Genomic DNA, 16,324 nt, shown 5'->3' with positions numbered 1-16,324 from the left:
TTCAAACCATCCAGATAGATCGCTGAACGGTGAGGGAAGAGGCATGCCGGTATTTAAGAAGACCTCCAGGAGGACCGGCACCCTCAAATCGGTTATTGCTCTCGCAATCCCGAGGAGACTAACAGGCCCATTCTTCCTAATTGAACTGTTGAAGAGGGCAACCCGTCCATCGGGCGTAAATCAACATGAATGGTATCTGGGCGATTTCCACGCCCATCGTTTTGGCATGAAGCATCGGCATAAAATGCGTAAAATGCCATGAATGCAAAGGCGGGGGAATTGTGATTCAACAGTGAGTCAAAATTTCAACAAACACCCAATTTCGAGGTGGAAACGAAATGAAAAAGACTCTCGGTGGTGATTTCTTGGGTTCAATAGACGACGGAAAGAACGTCTTTTGTTATAGTACAGTGAGTTCTGAGGTTCCTTGGAAAAGCGAGTATGTCATATCAAAGTGATGTTAAAAATGAGGGGGTTACAAATCTCGAAAGTGCTGCTGTTCTCATCGGATCGAACTCTTGCATTCCCGGGTCGCCTATCTCGTGAAGTCGATGGCGTTGAACACCATGAAGAGAGGGGAATACGAAGGCACTGCAGGTGAAAGGCGTTGATTTGGATTCTCATCCCCCCCCGAATCAAAAGGGACCTAACCTCAAGGTCCGATAGGCAATCGTCGTTCTTACCCTCCCCCCCAAGACGTGTTCGACTCAATGGGATGCTCGAGCACGCAGACGTGTTCGCTCTTCGTATTTCGGCAACGGCTTCAGCATCAAGCTAGGTTCCACATCAGGAGCGAGTCGTACCAAACGGAGGTCGGCCCGATGCAGGATGACCAGTGCGACTATCTGATGCAGATTCTTTACGAGGATCCGGCGGCACCGACAACGGTCGGCGAAGATTCCCTTGATCGAAAGCCCCATAAGGTCAGCCTCGGACAGGATTCGTCCGAGTGGGTGACTGTTCACAGTTGCTTGAAACGAATTCGTCGCTGGCGCGTGCCACCACACTGGTCGATTCAAGATTGGTTTGATGAGATCATGGCTGAGGTCACACTCAGTGTCATCCAAGTTGTTAAGGATTTTGACGCAAGCCGGGGCATCCCATTTGGCGCTTTCCTCCACCGGCGGATCATGCATACCGCCCTCGCTCGCTATCGTCGGGAGTGGACCTACGCCATTCACCAGATCTCAGCGGCTGCTGTTGACGAGTACGAAGCCGTCAAAACGGGAGAGTATCCCTCGCGCGAAGCCATCGGTGGCTTGCTAAACGAGGCAATCGCGCGCCTTCCAACGTCGGATGCTTCACTGATTGAAGAAATCTTCTGGGAAGGTAAGTCGGAAGCCCGCCTGGCCGAAGCCCTCGGAATCAGCCAGCAGGCGGTAAACAAACGCAAGCATAATATTTTTAGACTCCTCGATAACATTATCAGGACGCGGTTTCCCCAGATTGCGCCAGGTGCCGACTCCGAAGTCGCGATCGATTGATCCGGTCGGCATGCACGACGATGTTTCCTTGAAGATGGACATTCGCCCGAACCCTCTGCCAGGCACGCTCTTGCCAAAAAAAGGGCTGACTGAGAAGTGGCTTTCGTCTGGGGGCATCACAAGCCAAACGATCCGTGTGGTTGGGGCCGTACGCGGCCCCGGTTTTCTGACCCTTGTGCCAGAGGCCGAGCACGGATCCCTGTCACCCCGATGATAAACCGCTCTGACGGCGACGATTTATCGTCGGGCGGCTTTGGCCTTCAGCCGGCTTGAGTTCGTGCGACAGACATGGCCAGCCCAGCATCTGGATTGGAGGCGACCCCGCTCGTGGCGCCGCCACCCCCAGCTGGTTGTCCACCACCAAGGACACCCAGATATTCAAGATGAGCCGTGTAACGGCCCGCTGGGCTGGACTCCAGCCACTCTTAAACGAATATCACATTGAGATGAATGGTATTTCGTAAAATGCATGCAAATTGAAAACTAGAAAAACGCATGATCTTGGAAAGTCTATGGCAACAGCATGGATGGCCAATGTACGGCTCCTTTGCTTCCCAGGAAACGGGATGAATGGTTCTGAACCTTCGTTTTGGGTGATTATGCTGAGGGCGAAATAGGCGAACTTTTGCCTTTTATGGGGTTTTGTGTGCTGATTATTAGAAACAATGCGATATAGTAAGGCGTTTTGGTTGTGAAAAATGGCGAAGACTGCATTTTCGGTTGTAATTCTTTCAAGGGCTGCAATATCGTTAAGTGCAGAGAGATCGACGGGAACGCATTCCCTTTCCGCTTGGAGTCTGTCAAAGAACGACGACTCTGTGACGCGATGATTGGCGTCTTGGAAGTGAACCATCGCAAAGGCCGGCTCGAAAAGAACACATGCGTTGCGTGAAAATCACGGGTATGAGACTCACTCACGCGATTGATGATTGAAGCCGAACACTTCGCGTCAGTGCATCGGCATTGCCGCTGAAGTGAGCCATGGTTCCTGTTCGCACGAATTACGATGGAATGCTGAGGGTGCCATTGCAACCCATCGGCCAAAGGTACGCATTCATATAGCCTTGTAATGGAATGCCCGAGTGTGAACCCGAGTGATCAACAGAATGGGATGTCGGGAATTGTTGTGGAAATTCTCCGCACTTCCCTCCGTTGGCACCGGCAGGGTTGCCTTCGTTCGGGTTCGATTCTCAGGGATTCTTTGAGCTGATTCTCGTTGGAGAATCGATGGTTGGCCTTCAGCCCGAGTCGTCTCAATCCCTTTCATCCATCCCCGACTCCCCAATCATCCCGAGCTGGAGTGTCCGAGAGGATCTCGCGTGCGAGTTGCCTGATTTTATTGAATCCATTCCGGCGAATTCGGCGGAATCTCGCGGATATTGGCGCTCGCACGGATCCATTGCGATGCTTGGTCGGCCGTCGCAAAGCACGTTTTTCAACCCAGGTGAGCGTGATTCGGGGCATGCACAATAACCGTTTGCGTCTCGCGACCGGTGTTGCCATGACCCGAAGGAGTTTGCGCCGTCGCACTCGTGGTCATCTTGGTGGTGTGAATGCCGTGAGCCTGCTCGATCATCATGGCTTTAAGCCAGTTGAACCGACTACAGCAATCCCGTATGGGCTGACGATGCGCCTGATCCCCTTTGCATTCCCCCCGAAATTCAGAAAGGAGGTGAATTCACGTTACATAACGACGTTCCCTGAGCTGCTGAGTTCGGTTTCTCGTTTGCCAGGGGGCCCAGAGCTGGATTTCACTTCGTTCAGTGAACTCTGGGCGGCGTCCAGTCGGGAAGGAAGATTGCAAGGGGCCCGATGTTAGGGGCCTCGGAGCGTCCTCTCAGGGCGCCTTTCCGCAATGACCAAAGGAGTTCGATCAGCGGGCTTGCTCCGGGCGATGAGCATCGCTGATTGGGTTGTGAATATGTCGCTGGAGCATGGCCTGATTGATACGAAACATGACTTACGTTGGCACATTGGGATTGAGGGGTAAAGTCTATGAAGACGTTAGCTTTTGCCATGGCAGCAGTCGTCGGGCTTTTCGTCGGCACCTGCGCCGACGCCGCAATTACGCTCGGACTCTCCTCCGTCGATGATGCGACCATGCAGTTCGCCGGGACGGGGTCTCAGTCCACGATCACCTTCACCAACGGTCCGCAAGGCAACAGTTTCGGTATTCGAACCGTGGACGGCAGCCCTGGCGGCTCGGCTACAGGGTTGTTCGGCACAATCTCCGGCTCGTTTTCCTACTCGGTGGCCGGGATTACAACGACCGGGTCGCTACAAACCGCGGCGCTCACCGGTACTGGCGTCATGAGCATTGGTCCGGCCGGCGGACCCGCACTGACCGCCACGATTTCCGGGATCGATATCTTTTCGCTCGGTTCGGTCGGAGGTCTTAACGGCCTCAACAGTTTGATCAACTTGTCGAACGTCTCTTACAGCGGGTCGAACGTCGCCCTGCTCCAACTCAAAAACGAGGTGGCGGCCGGTGGTGGCGTTGTCACCATCAGCTACCAGTTTGCCACGCCCACGAGCCTGACGGCCCTTGCGGCGGCAGGATGCCCAACATCGACAACCTACTCGGGCACAATCTCGACGGTGACGACGGTTCCCGAGCCAGGAACAATGGGAATGGCCTTCTCCGGCGTCGTGCTTCTGGGCCTTGGCTACTACGGACAGTGGCGACGCATGCGTGCCTGACGTCCGAGATTGTCAAAGCATGCTTGGAGTGATCGGCCTTAGGGTCGCAATCGTCGAAGGTCGATGACCCGTGGGGCATTTTCCGAATGGCCACCGCTCCGGTCTCTGGTCCGTGGCGACAAGACCTTGGCCAACCCTCCCCGAGAATGTCCCCGTGGCTTGCTCAACCGAGATCGTTCCTGCCAAGCGGACCCTGGTGGGGACGATCTCCAAGCTGGCGGACATTCGGTTCGGTCGGAAATGTCGCCTCGCCCGGAGGACTGCTACCCACCGTTGCAGCGGATTCCGACTGACCCGGACCTGACGACCCGAGTCGAGGTCGAGAGGAGGCCCCGGGGCTGGAGGCCGAACCGGAGCGAACGCTCCCCATGCAACTTGTGGACTCGAGGTGCGAGCGGGTGGTATCGACCTTGGTTGGCGCGAGTCTCAGCGGACCGTCCCCTGAAGCATTGAGATGGGGCCATAAGCGTGAAAATGACGATGAAGCACGATCCCGAAGCTCTGAGTCGGCCGAACCGGTTTGATCCTGTCGTCGTGCTGGCAGGTTTGCTTGGTGTCAGTCTGATCTGGTTCTACTGGCCTGCATTCCTTGTGATGAACAAACGCTGGTCAACCGACCCGCGCTATGCACACGGGTATCTCGTCCCTGTGTTTGCGCTGGTGGTGCTCTGGCTCCGTCGCGACCGGCTCGCGACGCTCACAGTCCGATCAAATTGGCGGGGGCTGGTGCTGATCGGGATCGCTCTCGCCCTGCGTTTGATCGGCGCTTATCTCTTCGTTGGCTGGCTGGAGGCGGCGTCGCTACTGCCGGCGCTCGGTGGGCTTTGTGTTCTGGTCCGGGGTTGGCCGTCGCTACGGTGGGCGTGGCCGGCGATCGCTTTCCTGGTCTTCATGGTGCCGTTGCCCTACCGGCTTGAAGGAGCTTTAGCCTCTCCCCTACAACGTGTTGCCACCAACGTGAGTACCTATGCTTTACAAACTCTGGACTTCCCCGCTCTCGCCGAGGGGAATGTCATTTATTTGGAGAGGGGCGAGCTTGGCGTTGTCGAGGCCTGTAGCGGGCTGAGTATGCTGTTCACCTTCTTCGCCATGGCATTCGGCATGGTGCTGGTGATTCGTCGCCCTTGGCTCGACAAGGTTGCGATCGTTGCGAGTGCGATTCCTATCGCCCTCATCGTCAATACGATCCGAATCACGGTGACCGGGGTCCTCCATGAGATGGTGGGGAGCGAGGCGGCCAACCTCGTTTTCCACGACCTGGCCGGCTGGCTGATGATGCCAATGGCCATGGGGCTGCTCTGGATCGAACTCAAGCTCCTGTCTCGCCTTTTCGTCGAACCGACTCCAGCGTCCACCGTCCTGAGCCCACTCGACCTGACGAGAGCGGCCCAGGATGCGCGTGATCATCGCGATCCCGCTGACGCTGATCGACGTACCGGTAAGAAGGATGCGTTGGCCGCCTTGAAGGGGCTGTTGACGAACACTTAACTGGTTGGATTGGATTGCAGGGAGCACGCCGCTCATGATGTTGAATTCCAACCCCGGACCCGGCGCTGATTCGGTCAACCTGCCGGCGGTCGTTCCGCCCCACCGCGCCGAAGTCCTCTCGGTCACGCCGGCCCACTTCGAATCGTCGGCCAGTCTAGATCCAATCACGCTGCTCAGAGCCTTACGCCGTCGCTGGGCACTTGCGTTTGGCACAGGTCTGCTCGGCGCGGCAGTTATTGCCACCCTCACCTTCTACCTGGTGCCTCCCGCCAAATACATGGCGCGAGCGATGCTCCACGTTAATTCCGTCAAGCCGAGAATTCTTCTGCAGACCGGCGAAGTCCAGTCCGACTACGGGTCCTACCAGCGGACGCAACTGGCACTGCTCGAAAGCCGCCTCGTGCTCAGTGCGGCCCTGAAGCAAGCCAGTGTCGCCAAGCTTCCGATTCTCACCAAGATGAGCGATCCGATTGAGTGGCTCGAGGGTCAGCTCCAGGTCGATTTCGCCCCTGGCTCCGAAATCTTGCGGATCAGCATGACTGGCGAAAAGCCCGAAATTCCGATGCTCCTGGTCAACGCCGTGACCCAGGCCTACATGGACGAGATCGTCGATGTCGAGATGAAGCAGAGTCGACAGCGCTATGATCTTTTGAAATCGACCTGGAACCGCTATCAGGAGAGCTTGAGAGAGAAGCGTAAACAACTCAAGCGGCTGACGGAACTGGCCGGCTCGGACGACAAAACGACCCTCGCGAGCATTCATCAGCATGAGCTGGATCGTCTCGGACGGGCCGAGGACGAGCTGTCGCGGATCCAGTCTGAGTTGAGGAGCTTGCGGGTCGAGGCCGAGGTCCTGGAGGAGCAAGCGACTCTGAACGAGACGATGGTCACTCCGGCCATGATCGAGGATGCGATCAGCCGGGACCGCTCGATCGAGCTGTACAAAGAGAAGGAGGGCCTGGCTCAGAGGGCCATCGATCGGGTCTATCGCATTGCCCGCAACAAGAACGATCCGGCCATCAAGAAACATCGGGATGACCTCGAGGCGGCACGGGCCGGACTGGCCGCGCAGCATCGGAAATTGTACCCGATCGTCGCGCGGCAGCTCCAGGATGCCGGACGCGAGTCCAGCGGATCGAAGACGACTTTGCTCCAGCATCGGATCAGTATCCTCTCGAAGCTTGAGGGGGCGATGGAGGACGACGTCAAGCGCCTCAACGGGCGGACCCGCTCGATCACTCAGAACTCGGTGGATCTTTTCTCGATCCAGGAGGAGATTGCCAACGCAGACGAGGTCGCCCGGACGATCGGGAAGGAGGTGGAGGCTCTGACTGTCGAGCTCCAGGCTCCTCCCCGGATCCGACTGCTTGAAAAGGCCGAGCTACCACACACCAAGGACGAGATTCGCCAGATCAAGATGGCCGGAATGGCGGGATGTGGGGCCTTCGCCCTCACTCTGCTTGGCATCTCCTTATGGGAGACGCGTGCCCGGCGTATCGACTCGGCGGCGGATGTCATTCAGTGCCTGGGAATGAATCTCTTCGGAACCTTGCCGATCTTGCCAAGGCGGAGCCGCATCCTCGGCTCAGGCGATGCGGAACACCGGCGGTGGGGGAGCATGTTGATCGAGTCGGTCGACGCCGCCCGGACCGCCCTGCTGCATGTCTCGCGGACCGAGTCGGTCCGGGTGGTGATGGTCGCCAGTGCGCTGGGAGGCGAGGGCAAGACGTCGTTGTCGAGCCATCTGGCGACCAGCCTCGCCCGTGCCGGCCGCCGGACCCTACTCGTCGATGGCGACTTGCGCCGCCCCTCGGCGCATGAACTCTTTGACCAGCCTTGCGTTCCCGGCTTCTGCGAGGTGCTGCGGGGCGAGATCGATATCGTCGGCGCTGTCCAGCCGACGGTGATCAGTGGGCTCTCGTTGCTCACCGCCGGTTTCAGCGATAGCGACTCGATCCAGGCGCTCGCCTCCCTTGATTTACGGGCCATGTTCGACCAGCTCAAGGAACACTACGACTTTCTCGTGATCGACTCGTCCCCGGTCTTGCCGGTGGCCGACGCTCTGCTGATCGGCCAGCACGTCGACGCGGTGATCTTCTCCGTCATGCGCGATGTCAGCCGGATCCCGACTGTCCACGCTGCCTACGAGCGGTTGTCGCGGCTGGGGATCCGGATGCTCGGGGCTATCGTCACGGGCGAGCAAACCGACCATTACGGAAGCAGTTATCCCTCCGTCTCGCGGACGGATAAGCGATGAGATGATGGTTCGGAAGATTCGCATGTTCGGATTGATCGTCATGAGATGAGTTTTTCCTGATTGACTCACTCGCCAACACCGGGCCGACCCATGCTTCGATCCTTGCCCATGACAATCGCGCTTGCCCTTGTGATCTCCGCCGGGGTCGTCCACGGTCGGTGGACGCATCGCTGGACTGTGTCTCATGCAATCGAGGACGCTGCCGCCAGGCTAGATCGCGTTCCCCTGACCCTGGGCGATTGGCAAGGAGAGCCCATGGAACTCGATCGCAAGCAATTGGCCTTGGGAGAAATCGCTGGCTATATTGCGCGACGCTATGTGAATCGGCTCAACCAGGATACGGTGACGGTCCTGCTGGTGTGCGGCTCGCCCGGGCCGATCTCGGTGCACACGCCTGACGTCTGCTACGTTGGGGCCGGCTTCGAGCTGAGTGGAGAGGCGGGTCTCTTTTCAGTACCGCGTGAGTCCTCATTTCCACGGGCCGAGTTCCGGAACGCGCTGTTGCAGAAACCAAGCGTGCATTGGCCGACATATTTGCGGATCCTCTGGTCTTGGTCCGCCGTCGGGCCTTGGGAAGTCCCTGATAATCCGCGCCTGGCGTTCGCGTCGAGACAAGTCCTCTACAAGCTCTACGTGATCCGACAACCGACTTCGGCCGACGAGCCGGTTGAGGATGATCCCAGCCCAAGGTTTCTCCGAATCCTGTTGCCCGAACTGGAGCGGGTCCTCTTCGGAAGTACGAGCCGCGGTTCACCGAAATGACGGTTGCCGTGCTGCTTCTCGGGGTCGAATGTCTCCCCGTTATCCTTCTCGCAAGGCCCAACGACGGGTCGGCCGGCTCCATGAACCGAGGCTTGCCATGGACTTCGTCGCCTTCATACTGCTTAACGCGGTGCTCTTCATTCGGCCAATGGAGTTCGTCCCCGTTCTGCGTGGCCTTCCGCTTTACAACATGGCGTTCTGCTTCTGCGTCTTTTTCAGTTTCCCCATGCTGTTTGCCAAGAACACGCTCCGCTCAATCTGCGGGCATCCGATCGGCCTCTGCGTGCTGACGGTGGCCGCTACCGGAGTCCTCTCGAGCCTGGCTCCAGGTGGGGTCGCGGAGGCGGCTGACACCTTGGATGTCTTGGGGAAGGTCGTCTTCTATTACATCCTCTTGGTGGTCGTCGTCCGGTCTCCTGCCCGGATGAAATGGTTTCTGGCGTCGCTTGTGGTCGATGGCTGCATCGTCGCCGCTCTTGGAGTGGCGGACTACAAGGGGATCTACAAAGTCCCAGGCCTTGCGATGGTTGAGGAGACGCGATTCGTCTCGGGTATTGAGGTCCTCTACCGGAGGCTGGGTAGCACCGGCCTGTTCGGCGACCCGAATGACCTGAGTTTGCTCATCGTCGGATGCGTCGTGAACAGTCTCTATCTGGCAAGCGACCGCTCGGTCGGGGTGTCGCTCCGGGCGTTCTGGCTCTTGCTGCCCTTGCCGGTCTTGTTTCAGGCTCTGCTACTGACTTATTCACGAGCAGGGATGCTCATGCTATTGGTCGCGATTGCCATTTACGCGATTGCTCGGTATGGCTGCCGCGTTCTGATCCTCATCTTTCCCGCGCTTTCGGTCGTCCTTGGCATTGGGGGGCGGCAGATGGATTTCCAGCTCTCGGCCGGGTCGGGGCAGAGTCGCATCGCAATCTGGGATTTATATTACGGCTTATTTTTTCAGAAGCCTGTGCTTGGCGTGGGGTACAGCCACTGTATGGACTATGCCGACCAGGTGGCCCACAATTCTTACCTTCATGCCTATGTGGAGTTGGGCTTCTTCGGGGGCACAGCGTTTCTCTCGGCGTTCATCCTGAGCCTCTGGGCGCTGTTGAGAATCGGAAGCCTTCGGACTCGTGGGCTCGATGCCGAGCTTGCCAGGCTCTGGCCTTTCCTCCTCGCGGGTGTCGGTTGCTACGCCTTTGGGATCATGTCTCTGTCGCGGTGCTACGTCGTTCCGACCTTTACGACCCTCGGCCTGGCTGCCGCGTATGAGCGGATGGCCCTGGCCGCCTCGCCCCGACAGCCGCTACGTTTTGGACTGAATCTGATCGTGCTGATTTTGATCACCAGCCTTGTCTTTTTGGCTGGGATGTTCATCATTATTAAGAAGAACGCAAATTATTACTGACGGATTTGACTGATGGCAACGAACTCGCCGATCGTCAGATCCACGGGATTTCCTCTCGACGAGGACCAGGACACGGTTATGGTCGAACTTGGATTCAAGGTCTCGAAGATTCGCTGAACCACTTGATGGTCTGGAAGTCCACACTCACGCCACGGAGTCATGATCCCCATGAGCCACAGCCCAAGAGTGTCCGTCCTCCTGCCTGTGCACAACGGTATGCCGTTCCTGGTCGAGACCGTGGATTCCCTCCTTTGCCAGTCATTCAAGGATTTTGAGCTGATTATCCTCGATGATGGATCGACGGATGAGGGAGTAGACTATCTGCGATCGCTCGGAGATGACCGGGTCCGCTATCACCGGCTGGAGCGTGCGGGACTCGTCGCGGCATTGAACTTGGGGTTGAGTCAGGCGCGGTCCGAGACCATTGCACGGATCGATGCGGACGATCTCGCCGCGCCAACCCGTTTGGAAGAGCAGTACCGTTATCTCGAAGCTCACCCCAGCTGCGTTCTGTTGGGGTGCGACTATTGGGAAATCGATGCTCAGGGGAACGTTATCTCCGAAAACCCATTAACAATGACCTCGGATTTGACGCTACGATTCCAGCTCTGTTTCCACGCGACCTTCTCACATCCGGGCGTAATGTTTCGTGGCGGCGTGGTCCGAGAATTGGGCGGATATCGGCCCCAATTTGACGTGTCCGAAGACTATGATTTGTTCACTCGGCTGGCCCTCCGGGGCCACGTGGCATGTCTTCCCAGGAAGCTGCTCCGCAAGCGGATCCACGGCGGTGCGGTCTCCATCGTGCACCGAGAGCGAGGGCTGAAGCAATCGAGCGGGATCGCGCGAAGCTACGTCTCGGCCATGTTTCCCGATTTTGACGCCCAGTGGATCGGCGACCTGTACCTCCTGTACCAGGGCCGATCTCCTGAGAGGTCGACACCGGCGAAGATTTTGTGGTCATTCGAGCAGTTGTGCGAAAGATATTCCGAACGCCACGACCCCCTCCCAGAGGATGTCCTTCAGTCGTTCCGTGCCGTCCGCCATAACCTTGGGTGGCAGTGCCTCAAAAAGGCGAGGTCCAGTCTATCCGACATCAAGGAGGCGTTGGCCTGGTTCGTTGCCGCTCGCCGCTTTGAACCAGATGACTTGTCGCTCCGTGCCGCCTTCCAACGCCGTGTACGGAGGATGGGCCTTCGACTTGGCGCAACGGCCCAGCGACGCGAAACCAGGCTAGCAAAATGATGACCTTGCCAAGCACAAGATCGACAGCCATGAAAGTCTGTCTGTACTCCCCGAATTATCCAGGGATCAGCGGTGAGGGTGGAATCGGGACTTATACAAGGCAACTGGCGCGTGCCTTGTCCGGCCTCGGCCATGAACCGCACGTCCTCACCCCCGGGCCGGCCCGCGATTTGGTTCACGAAGGTCCGGTCACCATCCACCTTGCCCCGGCCGACTATTTCCCGGTCCTCGATCGGCTGATGCCTGGTGTGGGCGCGTGCTGGCGGATCGCGGCGGTCATGAGGCAAATCGTGGCACGCTACAACATCGATGTTGTCGAATTCCCAAACTGGGGGGGAATTGGACTGGCCTATGGCATGGGACGCCCGGCCCCCATGGTCGTCCGGCTTCACACGTCCTCGCTGGAATGTAGCCTCATTGATGGCACCGGCCCGAGCCGGCTGATCGCCTGGGACATCCGCCGGGAGCGTTGGTTGAACCTATCGGCCGATAAGCTCGTGACTCATTCATGGGCCCACCGAGCGAGGATGGCCGAAGAACTTGGCATCAACGAGGACCGGATCAACGTCGTTCCCCATGGCATTGAGGTCAATCCGGGGTTCCGGCGGGTGTCTCGATGTGACAAAGAATTAAAAGTCGTTTACCTGGGGAGGATGGAAAAACGCAAGGGGACCATCGACCTCCTGAAAGCCATCCCCGAAGTGTTGCGGGAGGTGTCGGAGGTCCACTTCACTCTGATCGGTGCGGACCGCCCTCACTGTCCGGGAGGGCGTACTCATGCCCAGTACTTGGAAGATGAATTTCCCACGGTCGTCCGCCGCCACATCACGCTCGCGGGGCGTCTCTCCGATTGCGAGGTCGATCAGCAACTCCGGGAGGCCGACCTCTTTGTCGCCCCGTCCTTGTACGAGTCGTTCGGGTTGATCTTCTTGGAAGCGATGCGGTGGGGAACCCCTGTGATTGGCACAACCGCTGGCGGGATTCCCGAGATCATCGATCACGAGAAGACGGGCTTGCTCGTCGAGCCGAGCCAGCCGGCCGAACTCGCTCAGGCCATGATCCTGCTGCTTCGCAATGACAGGTTACGCCACCGACTTGGCGAGGCCGGCCGCCGCAGGGTCGAATCCGTCTTCAACGTCGACCGCATGGCGCGGCAATCGGCCGAACAATACGCGACGGCACGAGGGACGAAGCAATGCCAAATCCACTGATCTCGACCGTCATCCCCACTTACAACTACGACCGCTTCGTCACCGTCGCGGTCGAGAGTGCCCTGGCGCAAACGTACCCCGACCACGAGGTCATCGTTGTCGACGATGGCAGTACCGACGAGACTCGGGATCGGCTGGCGCCTTACGAAGGACGGATTCGTTATCTCTACCAAGAGAACCAGGGTCTCTCGGCCGCCCGAAACACGGGCATTCGGGCTTCGCGCGGTGACCTGATCGCATTCCTTGACTCCGACGATGTGTGGTACCCCGAGAAGTTGGCGATGCAGGTCCGGTACCTCGAAGCGCACCCAGATCTCGTACTCCTGGCCACCGAGCATCGGGAGATCGAGGGAAGCGACGTTGGCCCGATCGATTGGCCACGCGTTGACTGTTCGCGACCCATCGCGGCTCGAACCGTCACCTTCGATGAGCTGGTGATTGGGGCGAGATTCGGCCCCTGTGGGGTCGTCGCACGGCGCTGGTGTTTCGACGAGATCGGCCTGTTCGACGAGGGATTGAGGTCGGCGGAGGACCTCGATATGTGGATCAGGATCGCTCACCGATTTCCCGTCGCCATGCTGGAAATCCCCCTGTGGCGTTACCGGATTCACGATGCCAACATGCATCACGCGTCGGCCCGAATGGAGACGAACACGCTGAGAATGATCGGCAAGGTGTTCGAAGGCCCCGATGCGTTGAGTCATTCGACCTGGCTGAGGCGAAAGGCGCTTGCCAACGTCTCCATCAACCTCGCCTTCGGCTATCGGGATAGTCACGCATATGCGGCGGCGCTGTCGAAGATCGCCCGCTCGTTCCTGCTCTGGCCGTTCCCTTATGCGAAAACAGATACAAGAATGAAGCATCTCCACCCTCTGGCCCGGCTGAAGTTCCTCGCGGTCGTTCTGTCCCAAGCTGCGAGTTGGCACCTCGGGCTGGATCGGCCGCGGTCGATCCGGCTTGGCGGTTCCGCCTGAGCCTGTTTTGAGGAGTTTCGACGATGAGTTTTCGCTATCGGCTGGCGCGTTCCCAGCACCCAGCCGCTCGCACCCTCAAGCGGCTCTATCGAGGTGTGCAGACCGCTTCAATCCCAGCACCCTGGTATCTCGTCAAGCCCATGCTCTGGGCCTATTTGGGCCTTCGCGCCATCTATTACTTTGCGATGCGGGCATTCCTCTGCGAGCCGTTGTTCAAGGCCAGCTGCCGACGCTACGGGCGTCGGTTGCGCACGGGCGTCTTCATCCACTGGATCCAAGGCAAGGGGGACATCCTCCTCGGCGACGACGTCGTGTTCGACGCCAAGTGCGACATCCTCTTCGCCGCCCGATTCACTCCGAATCCAACCTTGGAGGTAGGCGACCGCACGTGCGTTCGCGGGACCACGTTCTCAATCGGCCGGCGAATCACGATCGGCCACGACTGTCTGATCGCCATGGGGGTCAAGATGTTCGACTCCAATGGCCACCAGTCGGACCCCGAGGCTCGCTTGGCGGGATTGCCGCCGCGTCCCGAGGACGTGCGGCCGATTACGATCGCCGACAACGTCTGGATCGGTCAAATGGCCATCATCACACCGGGCGTCACGATCGGCGAGGGAAGTATCGTCTCCGCAGGTTCGGTCGTCCTCGGCGATGTTCCCCCGTACTCGGTCGTCGCTGGCTATCCGGCACGGAAGATCGCCTCGCTACGGGACAGCCGGACACAAGAAGCACAGAACGCGCCCGTACTGGCGACGGCGCTCTGCTCGGGTTCGGACTCATCAGTTTCGCGAGGCGCGTAGCGATGAAGCTTATCGAGGCTCTCAATATCCTGAAGCCACTCGCCCCTGATGGGGAGCGCGAGGTTGAGGTTGGACTTGCCTGCGGCTTCACGCCCGCGCACCTGGAACTGTTCCTGGCGGCCCACCTTCGTCGGAACGAGCCCAATCGCCGGGCCGTAATCAGGTCCGGTCTGTTCGGTGACTGTCTGGGCAACGTGGAGCGACTTGTTCAGGCCCCGCTGGAAGCGGCTGCCGTGATCGTGGAATGGTCCGACCTCGACCTTCGGCTCGGCCTCCGCCACCTGGGAGGTTGGGGGATCGATACCCTCGCCGATATTTTGGAAACTGCAGCCGGCCGGGCGACCCAACTGGCCGATGCGATCGGTCGTGCCGCCACCACGGTTCCGCTGGCCCTCTGCTTACCGACGCTTCCGTTGCCTCCCGCCGCCTTCACGCCGCCCCATAGCTCGAGCGCTCTCGATTTGGGACTTCGCGAGCTTGCGTCGTCGTTCGCTGCACGGGTGGCGCAGGTGCCGGGTGTCCGGGTCGTCAATGACCAGCGGCTTGGCGAGTTGTCTCCGTTGGGCGATCGACTCGACGTACGAACCGAACTCTCGACCGGATTCCCCTACCGACTGGCGCACGCGTCGGCTGTGGCCGAGTTGCTGGCGAAGCTGATCTGGTCCCCTTCTCCGATGAAGGGAGTGATCACAGATCTTGACGATACACTCTGGCAAGGGATTGTCGGCGACGTCGGAGTCGATGCGATCGCCTGGGATCTCGATCACCATGCGCAGGTCCACGGCCTCTACCAGCAGATGCTCGCCTCGCTGGCCGAGACGGGCGTCCTGATCGCGGTTGCCAGTAAGAACGATTGCCGTGTTGTGGATGAGGCCTTCCGTCGCGAAGACCTGTTGCTCAAGAAAGAGCGAGTTTTCCCGGTGGAGGTTGGTTGGGGGGCCAAGTCGGAGGCGGTGTGCCGCATCCTCCGCGCGTGGAACATCGGCGCGGAGAGCGTCGTCTTCATCGACGACAGTCCGATGGAACTGGCTGAGGTCGCGGCAGCTCACCCCGGCCTGCTCTGCCTCCCGTTCGTTCGGAACGATGAGTCGGCCATCTACGCTCTTCTCGTCCGGCTCCGTGAACTGTTCGGTAAGCACAGGGTCTCCGGGGAGGATGCACTCCGTCTGGAGAGCCTTCGACACTCAGTCGAGCTCTTTGGTGCCCAGGACGGCCAGGCTCCTCCTCCGGAGCGATTCCTTGAGCAGGCCGGGGCGGAAATTGTCATCGACGGTACCAAGAACCCGCCCAATCCTCGCGCCCTGGAACTGATCAACAAGACCAACCAGTTCAACCTCAACGGACGACGCTTCGCAGAGGGCGAATGGCTGGCCCACCTGAGGACCCCCGGCGCATTTCTGTTGCTCGTCTCCTACAAAGACAAATTTGGGGTTCTCGGTACGATTGCGGCCTTGACCGGTCGCATCGCCCTGGGAGAGGTCGTCGTCAATCAGTGGGTGATGAGTTGCCGTGCGTTTTCCCGGCGAATCGAATACCGCTGTCTTGAAACACTGTTTGAGGTGACTGCGGCGGACCGGGTCGAGTTTGAGTATCAGGCCACTCCGAAGAACCGTCCGCTCCGTGATTTCTTGACCGGGATTCTGGGCGAGCCGCCCACGTCCCGGCTCCGACTGTCCTCTGACCAATTCTGGGCCCAGTGCCCACCACTCTATCACCACGTCCAAGGGGCTGACTCATGGCTGATACGCGAACCCGCCTGAACCGTTGCTTCTCCGCCGTCTTCTCCGACCTGGACGAGACGCAGATCTCGCAGGCGACCAGGGACAACGTCGATGGCTGGGACTCGCTGGCCACATTCACGCTTCTGACGGTCATTGAGGAGGAGTTCCAGATCCAGGTTTCGCCGGAGGATGTGGACCGTTTCACGTCCTATGAGAACATCCTCGACTGCCTTCAGGGACAACACAGCATTGCGTGCTGATCCAATGAGAGACAGGAAATTCA

At 59.0% G+C, this 16,324-nt stretch carries 12 protein-coding genes; all 12 read left to right on the top strand.

Annotation, left to right across the window (positions count from 1 at the left end):
• Positions 1-821: 821 nt before the first annotated feature.
• Positions 822-1,484 carry a sigma-70 family RNA polymerase sigma factor gene (locus SINAC_RS12255; RefSeq protein ID WP_015245953.1) on the top strand — a complete coding sequence of 221 codons (663 nt, stop codon included), beginning with the start codon at positions 822-824 and terminating at the stop codon, positions 1,482-1,484.
• A 1,995-nt stretch (positions 1,485-3,479) separates the two neighbouring features.
• Positions 3,480-4,184 carry a PEP-CTERM domain protein gene (locus SINAC_RS12250; protein WP_015245951.1) on the top strand — a complete coding sequence of 235 codons (705 nt, stop codon included), beginning with the start codon at positions 3,480-3,482 and terminating at the stop codon, positions 4,182-4,184.
• A 474-nt stretch (positions 4,185-4,658) separates the two neighbouring features.
• Entirely contained in the window at positions 4,659-5,672 is a 1,014-nt protein-coding gene (locus SINAC_RS12245; RefSeq protein ID WP_020466269.1) for an exosortase/archaeosortase family protein, read from the top strand.
• A 34-nt stretch (positions 5,673-5,706) separates the two neighbouring features.
• A complete protein-coding gene (locus SINAC_RS12240) occupies positions 5,707-7,929 on the top strand; it encodes a GumC family protein (RefSeq protein WP_015245949.1) in 2,223 nt (740 codons plus the stop codon).
• 108 nt (positions 7,930-8,037) lie between these two features.
• Complete coding sequence (locus SINAC_RS12235; protein WP_237722551.1) at positions 8,038-8,691, top strand: exosortase-associated EpsI family protein; 654 nt, start codon at positions 8,038-8,040, stop codon at positions 8,689-8,691.
• Positions 8,692-8,788: 97 nt separating this feature from the next.
• Entirely contained in the window at positions 8,789-10,087 is a 1,299-nt protein-coding gene (locus SINAC_RS12230; RefSeq protein ID WP_015245947.1) for an O-antigen ligase family protein, read from the top strand.
• A gap of 168 nt (positions 10,088-10,255) precedes the next feature.
• The gene (locus tag SINAC_RS12225; RefSeq protein ID WP_015245945.1) at positions 10,256-11,332 is read left to right on the top strand and encodes a glycosyltransferase family 2 protein; all 1,077 of its coding nucleotides are present in this window, start codon (positions 10,256-10,258) and stop codon (positions 11,330-11,332) included.
• 29 nt (positions 11,333-11,361) lie between these two features.
• Positions 11,362-12,543 carry a glycosyltransferase family 4 protein gene (locus SINAC_RS12220; protein ID WP_161625806.1) on the top strand — a complete coding sequence of 394 codons (1,182 nt, stop codon included), beginning with the start codon at positions 11,362-11,364 and terminating at the stop codon, positions 12,541-12,543.
• Complete coding sequence (locus SINAC_RS12215) at positions 12,528-13,517, top strand: glycosyltransferase family 2 protein (protein ID WP_015245943.1); 990 nt, start codon at positions 12,528-12,530, stop codon at positions 13,515-13,517. Before SINAC_RS12220 ends, SINAC_RS12215 begins: the two co-directional genes overlap by 16 nt.
• A gap of 23 nt (positions 13,518-13,540) precedes the next feature.
• On the top strand, positions 13,541-14,320 hold the full coding sequence (locus SINAC_RS12210; RefSeq protein WP_015245942.1) for an acyltransferase: 780 nt from the start codon (positions 13,541-13,543) through the stop codon (positions 14,318-14,320).
• A gap of 2 nt (positions 14,321-14,322) precedes the next feature.
• The gene (locus SINAC_RS12205; RefSeq protein ID WP_015245941.1) at positions 14,323-16,080 is read left to right on the top strand and encodes an HAD-IIIC family phosphatase; all 1,758 of its coding nucleotides are present in this window, start codon (positions 14,323-14,325) and stop codon (positions 16,078-16,080) included.
• Positions 16,056-16,301, top strand: coding sequence for an acyl carrier protein (locus SINAC_RS12200; RefSeq protein WP_015245940.1), 246 nt, complete (start codon positions 16,056-16,058; stop codon positions 16,299-16,301). The genes SINAC_RS12205 and SINAC_RS12200 overlap by 25 nt, the downstream gene beginning before the upstream one ends.
• Positions 16,302-16,324 lie beyond the last annotated feature (23 nt).

This window comes from Singulisphaera acidiphila DSM 18658 (genome assembly GCF_000242455.2).
Classification (GTDB): Bacteria; Planctomycetota; Planctomycetia; order Isosphaerales; family Isosphaeraceae; genus Singulisphaera; species Singulisphaera acidiphila.
The sequence above is the reverse complement of the archived record's forward strand: the minus strand, read 5'-3'. Positions and strand labels throughout refer to the sequence as shown.

Coding starts and splice junctions, on each gene's coding strand:
- SINAC_RS12205 (WP_015245941.1), top strand. CDS start 14,323: ATGAAGCTTATCGAGGCTCTCAATATCCTGAAGCCACTCGCCCCTGAT.
- SINAC_RS12240 (WP_015245949.1), top strand. CDS start 5,707: ATGATGTTGAATTCCAACCCCGGACCCGGCGCTGATTCGGTCAACCTG.
- SINAC_RS12215 (WP_015245943.1), top strand. CDS start 12,528: ATGCCAAATCCACTGATCTCGACCGTCATCCCCACTTACAACTACGAC.
- SINAC_RS12200 (WP_015245940.1), top strand. CDS start 16,056: ATGGCTGATACGCGAACCCGCCTGAACCGTTGCTTCTCCGCCGTCTTC.
- SINAC_RS12210 (WP_015245942.1), top strand. CDS start 13,541: ATGAGTTTTCGCTATCGGCTGGCGCGTTCCCAGCACCCAGCCGCTCGC.
- SINAC_RS12225 (WP_015245945.1), top strand. CDS start 10,256: ATGAGCCACAGCCCAAGAGTGTCCGTCCTCCTGCCTGTGCACAACGGT.
- SINAC_RS12230 (WP_015245947.1), top strand. CDS start 8,789: ATGGACTTCGTCGCCTTCATACTGCTTAACGCGGTGCTCTTCATTCGG.
- SINAC_RS12255 (WP_015245953.1), top strand. CDS start 822: ATGCAGGATGACCAGTGCGACTATCTGATGCAGATTCTTTACGAGGAT.
- SINAC_RS12250 (WP_015245951.1), top strand. CDS start 3,480: ATGAAGACGTTAGCTTTTGCCATGGCAGCAGTCGTCGGGCTTTTCGTC.
- SINAC_RS12245 (WP_020466269.1), top strand. CDS start 4,659: ATGACGATGAAGCACGATCCCGAAGCTCTGAGTCGGCCGAACCGGTTT.
- SINAC_RS12235 (WP_237722551.1), top strand. CDS start 8,038: ATGACAATCGCGCTTGCCCTTGTGATCTCCGCCGGGGTCGTCCACGGT.
- SINAC_RS12220 (WP_161625806.1), top strand. CDS start 11,362: ATGAAAGTCTGTCTGTACTCCCCGAATTATCCAGGGATCAGCGGTGAG.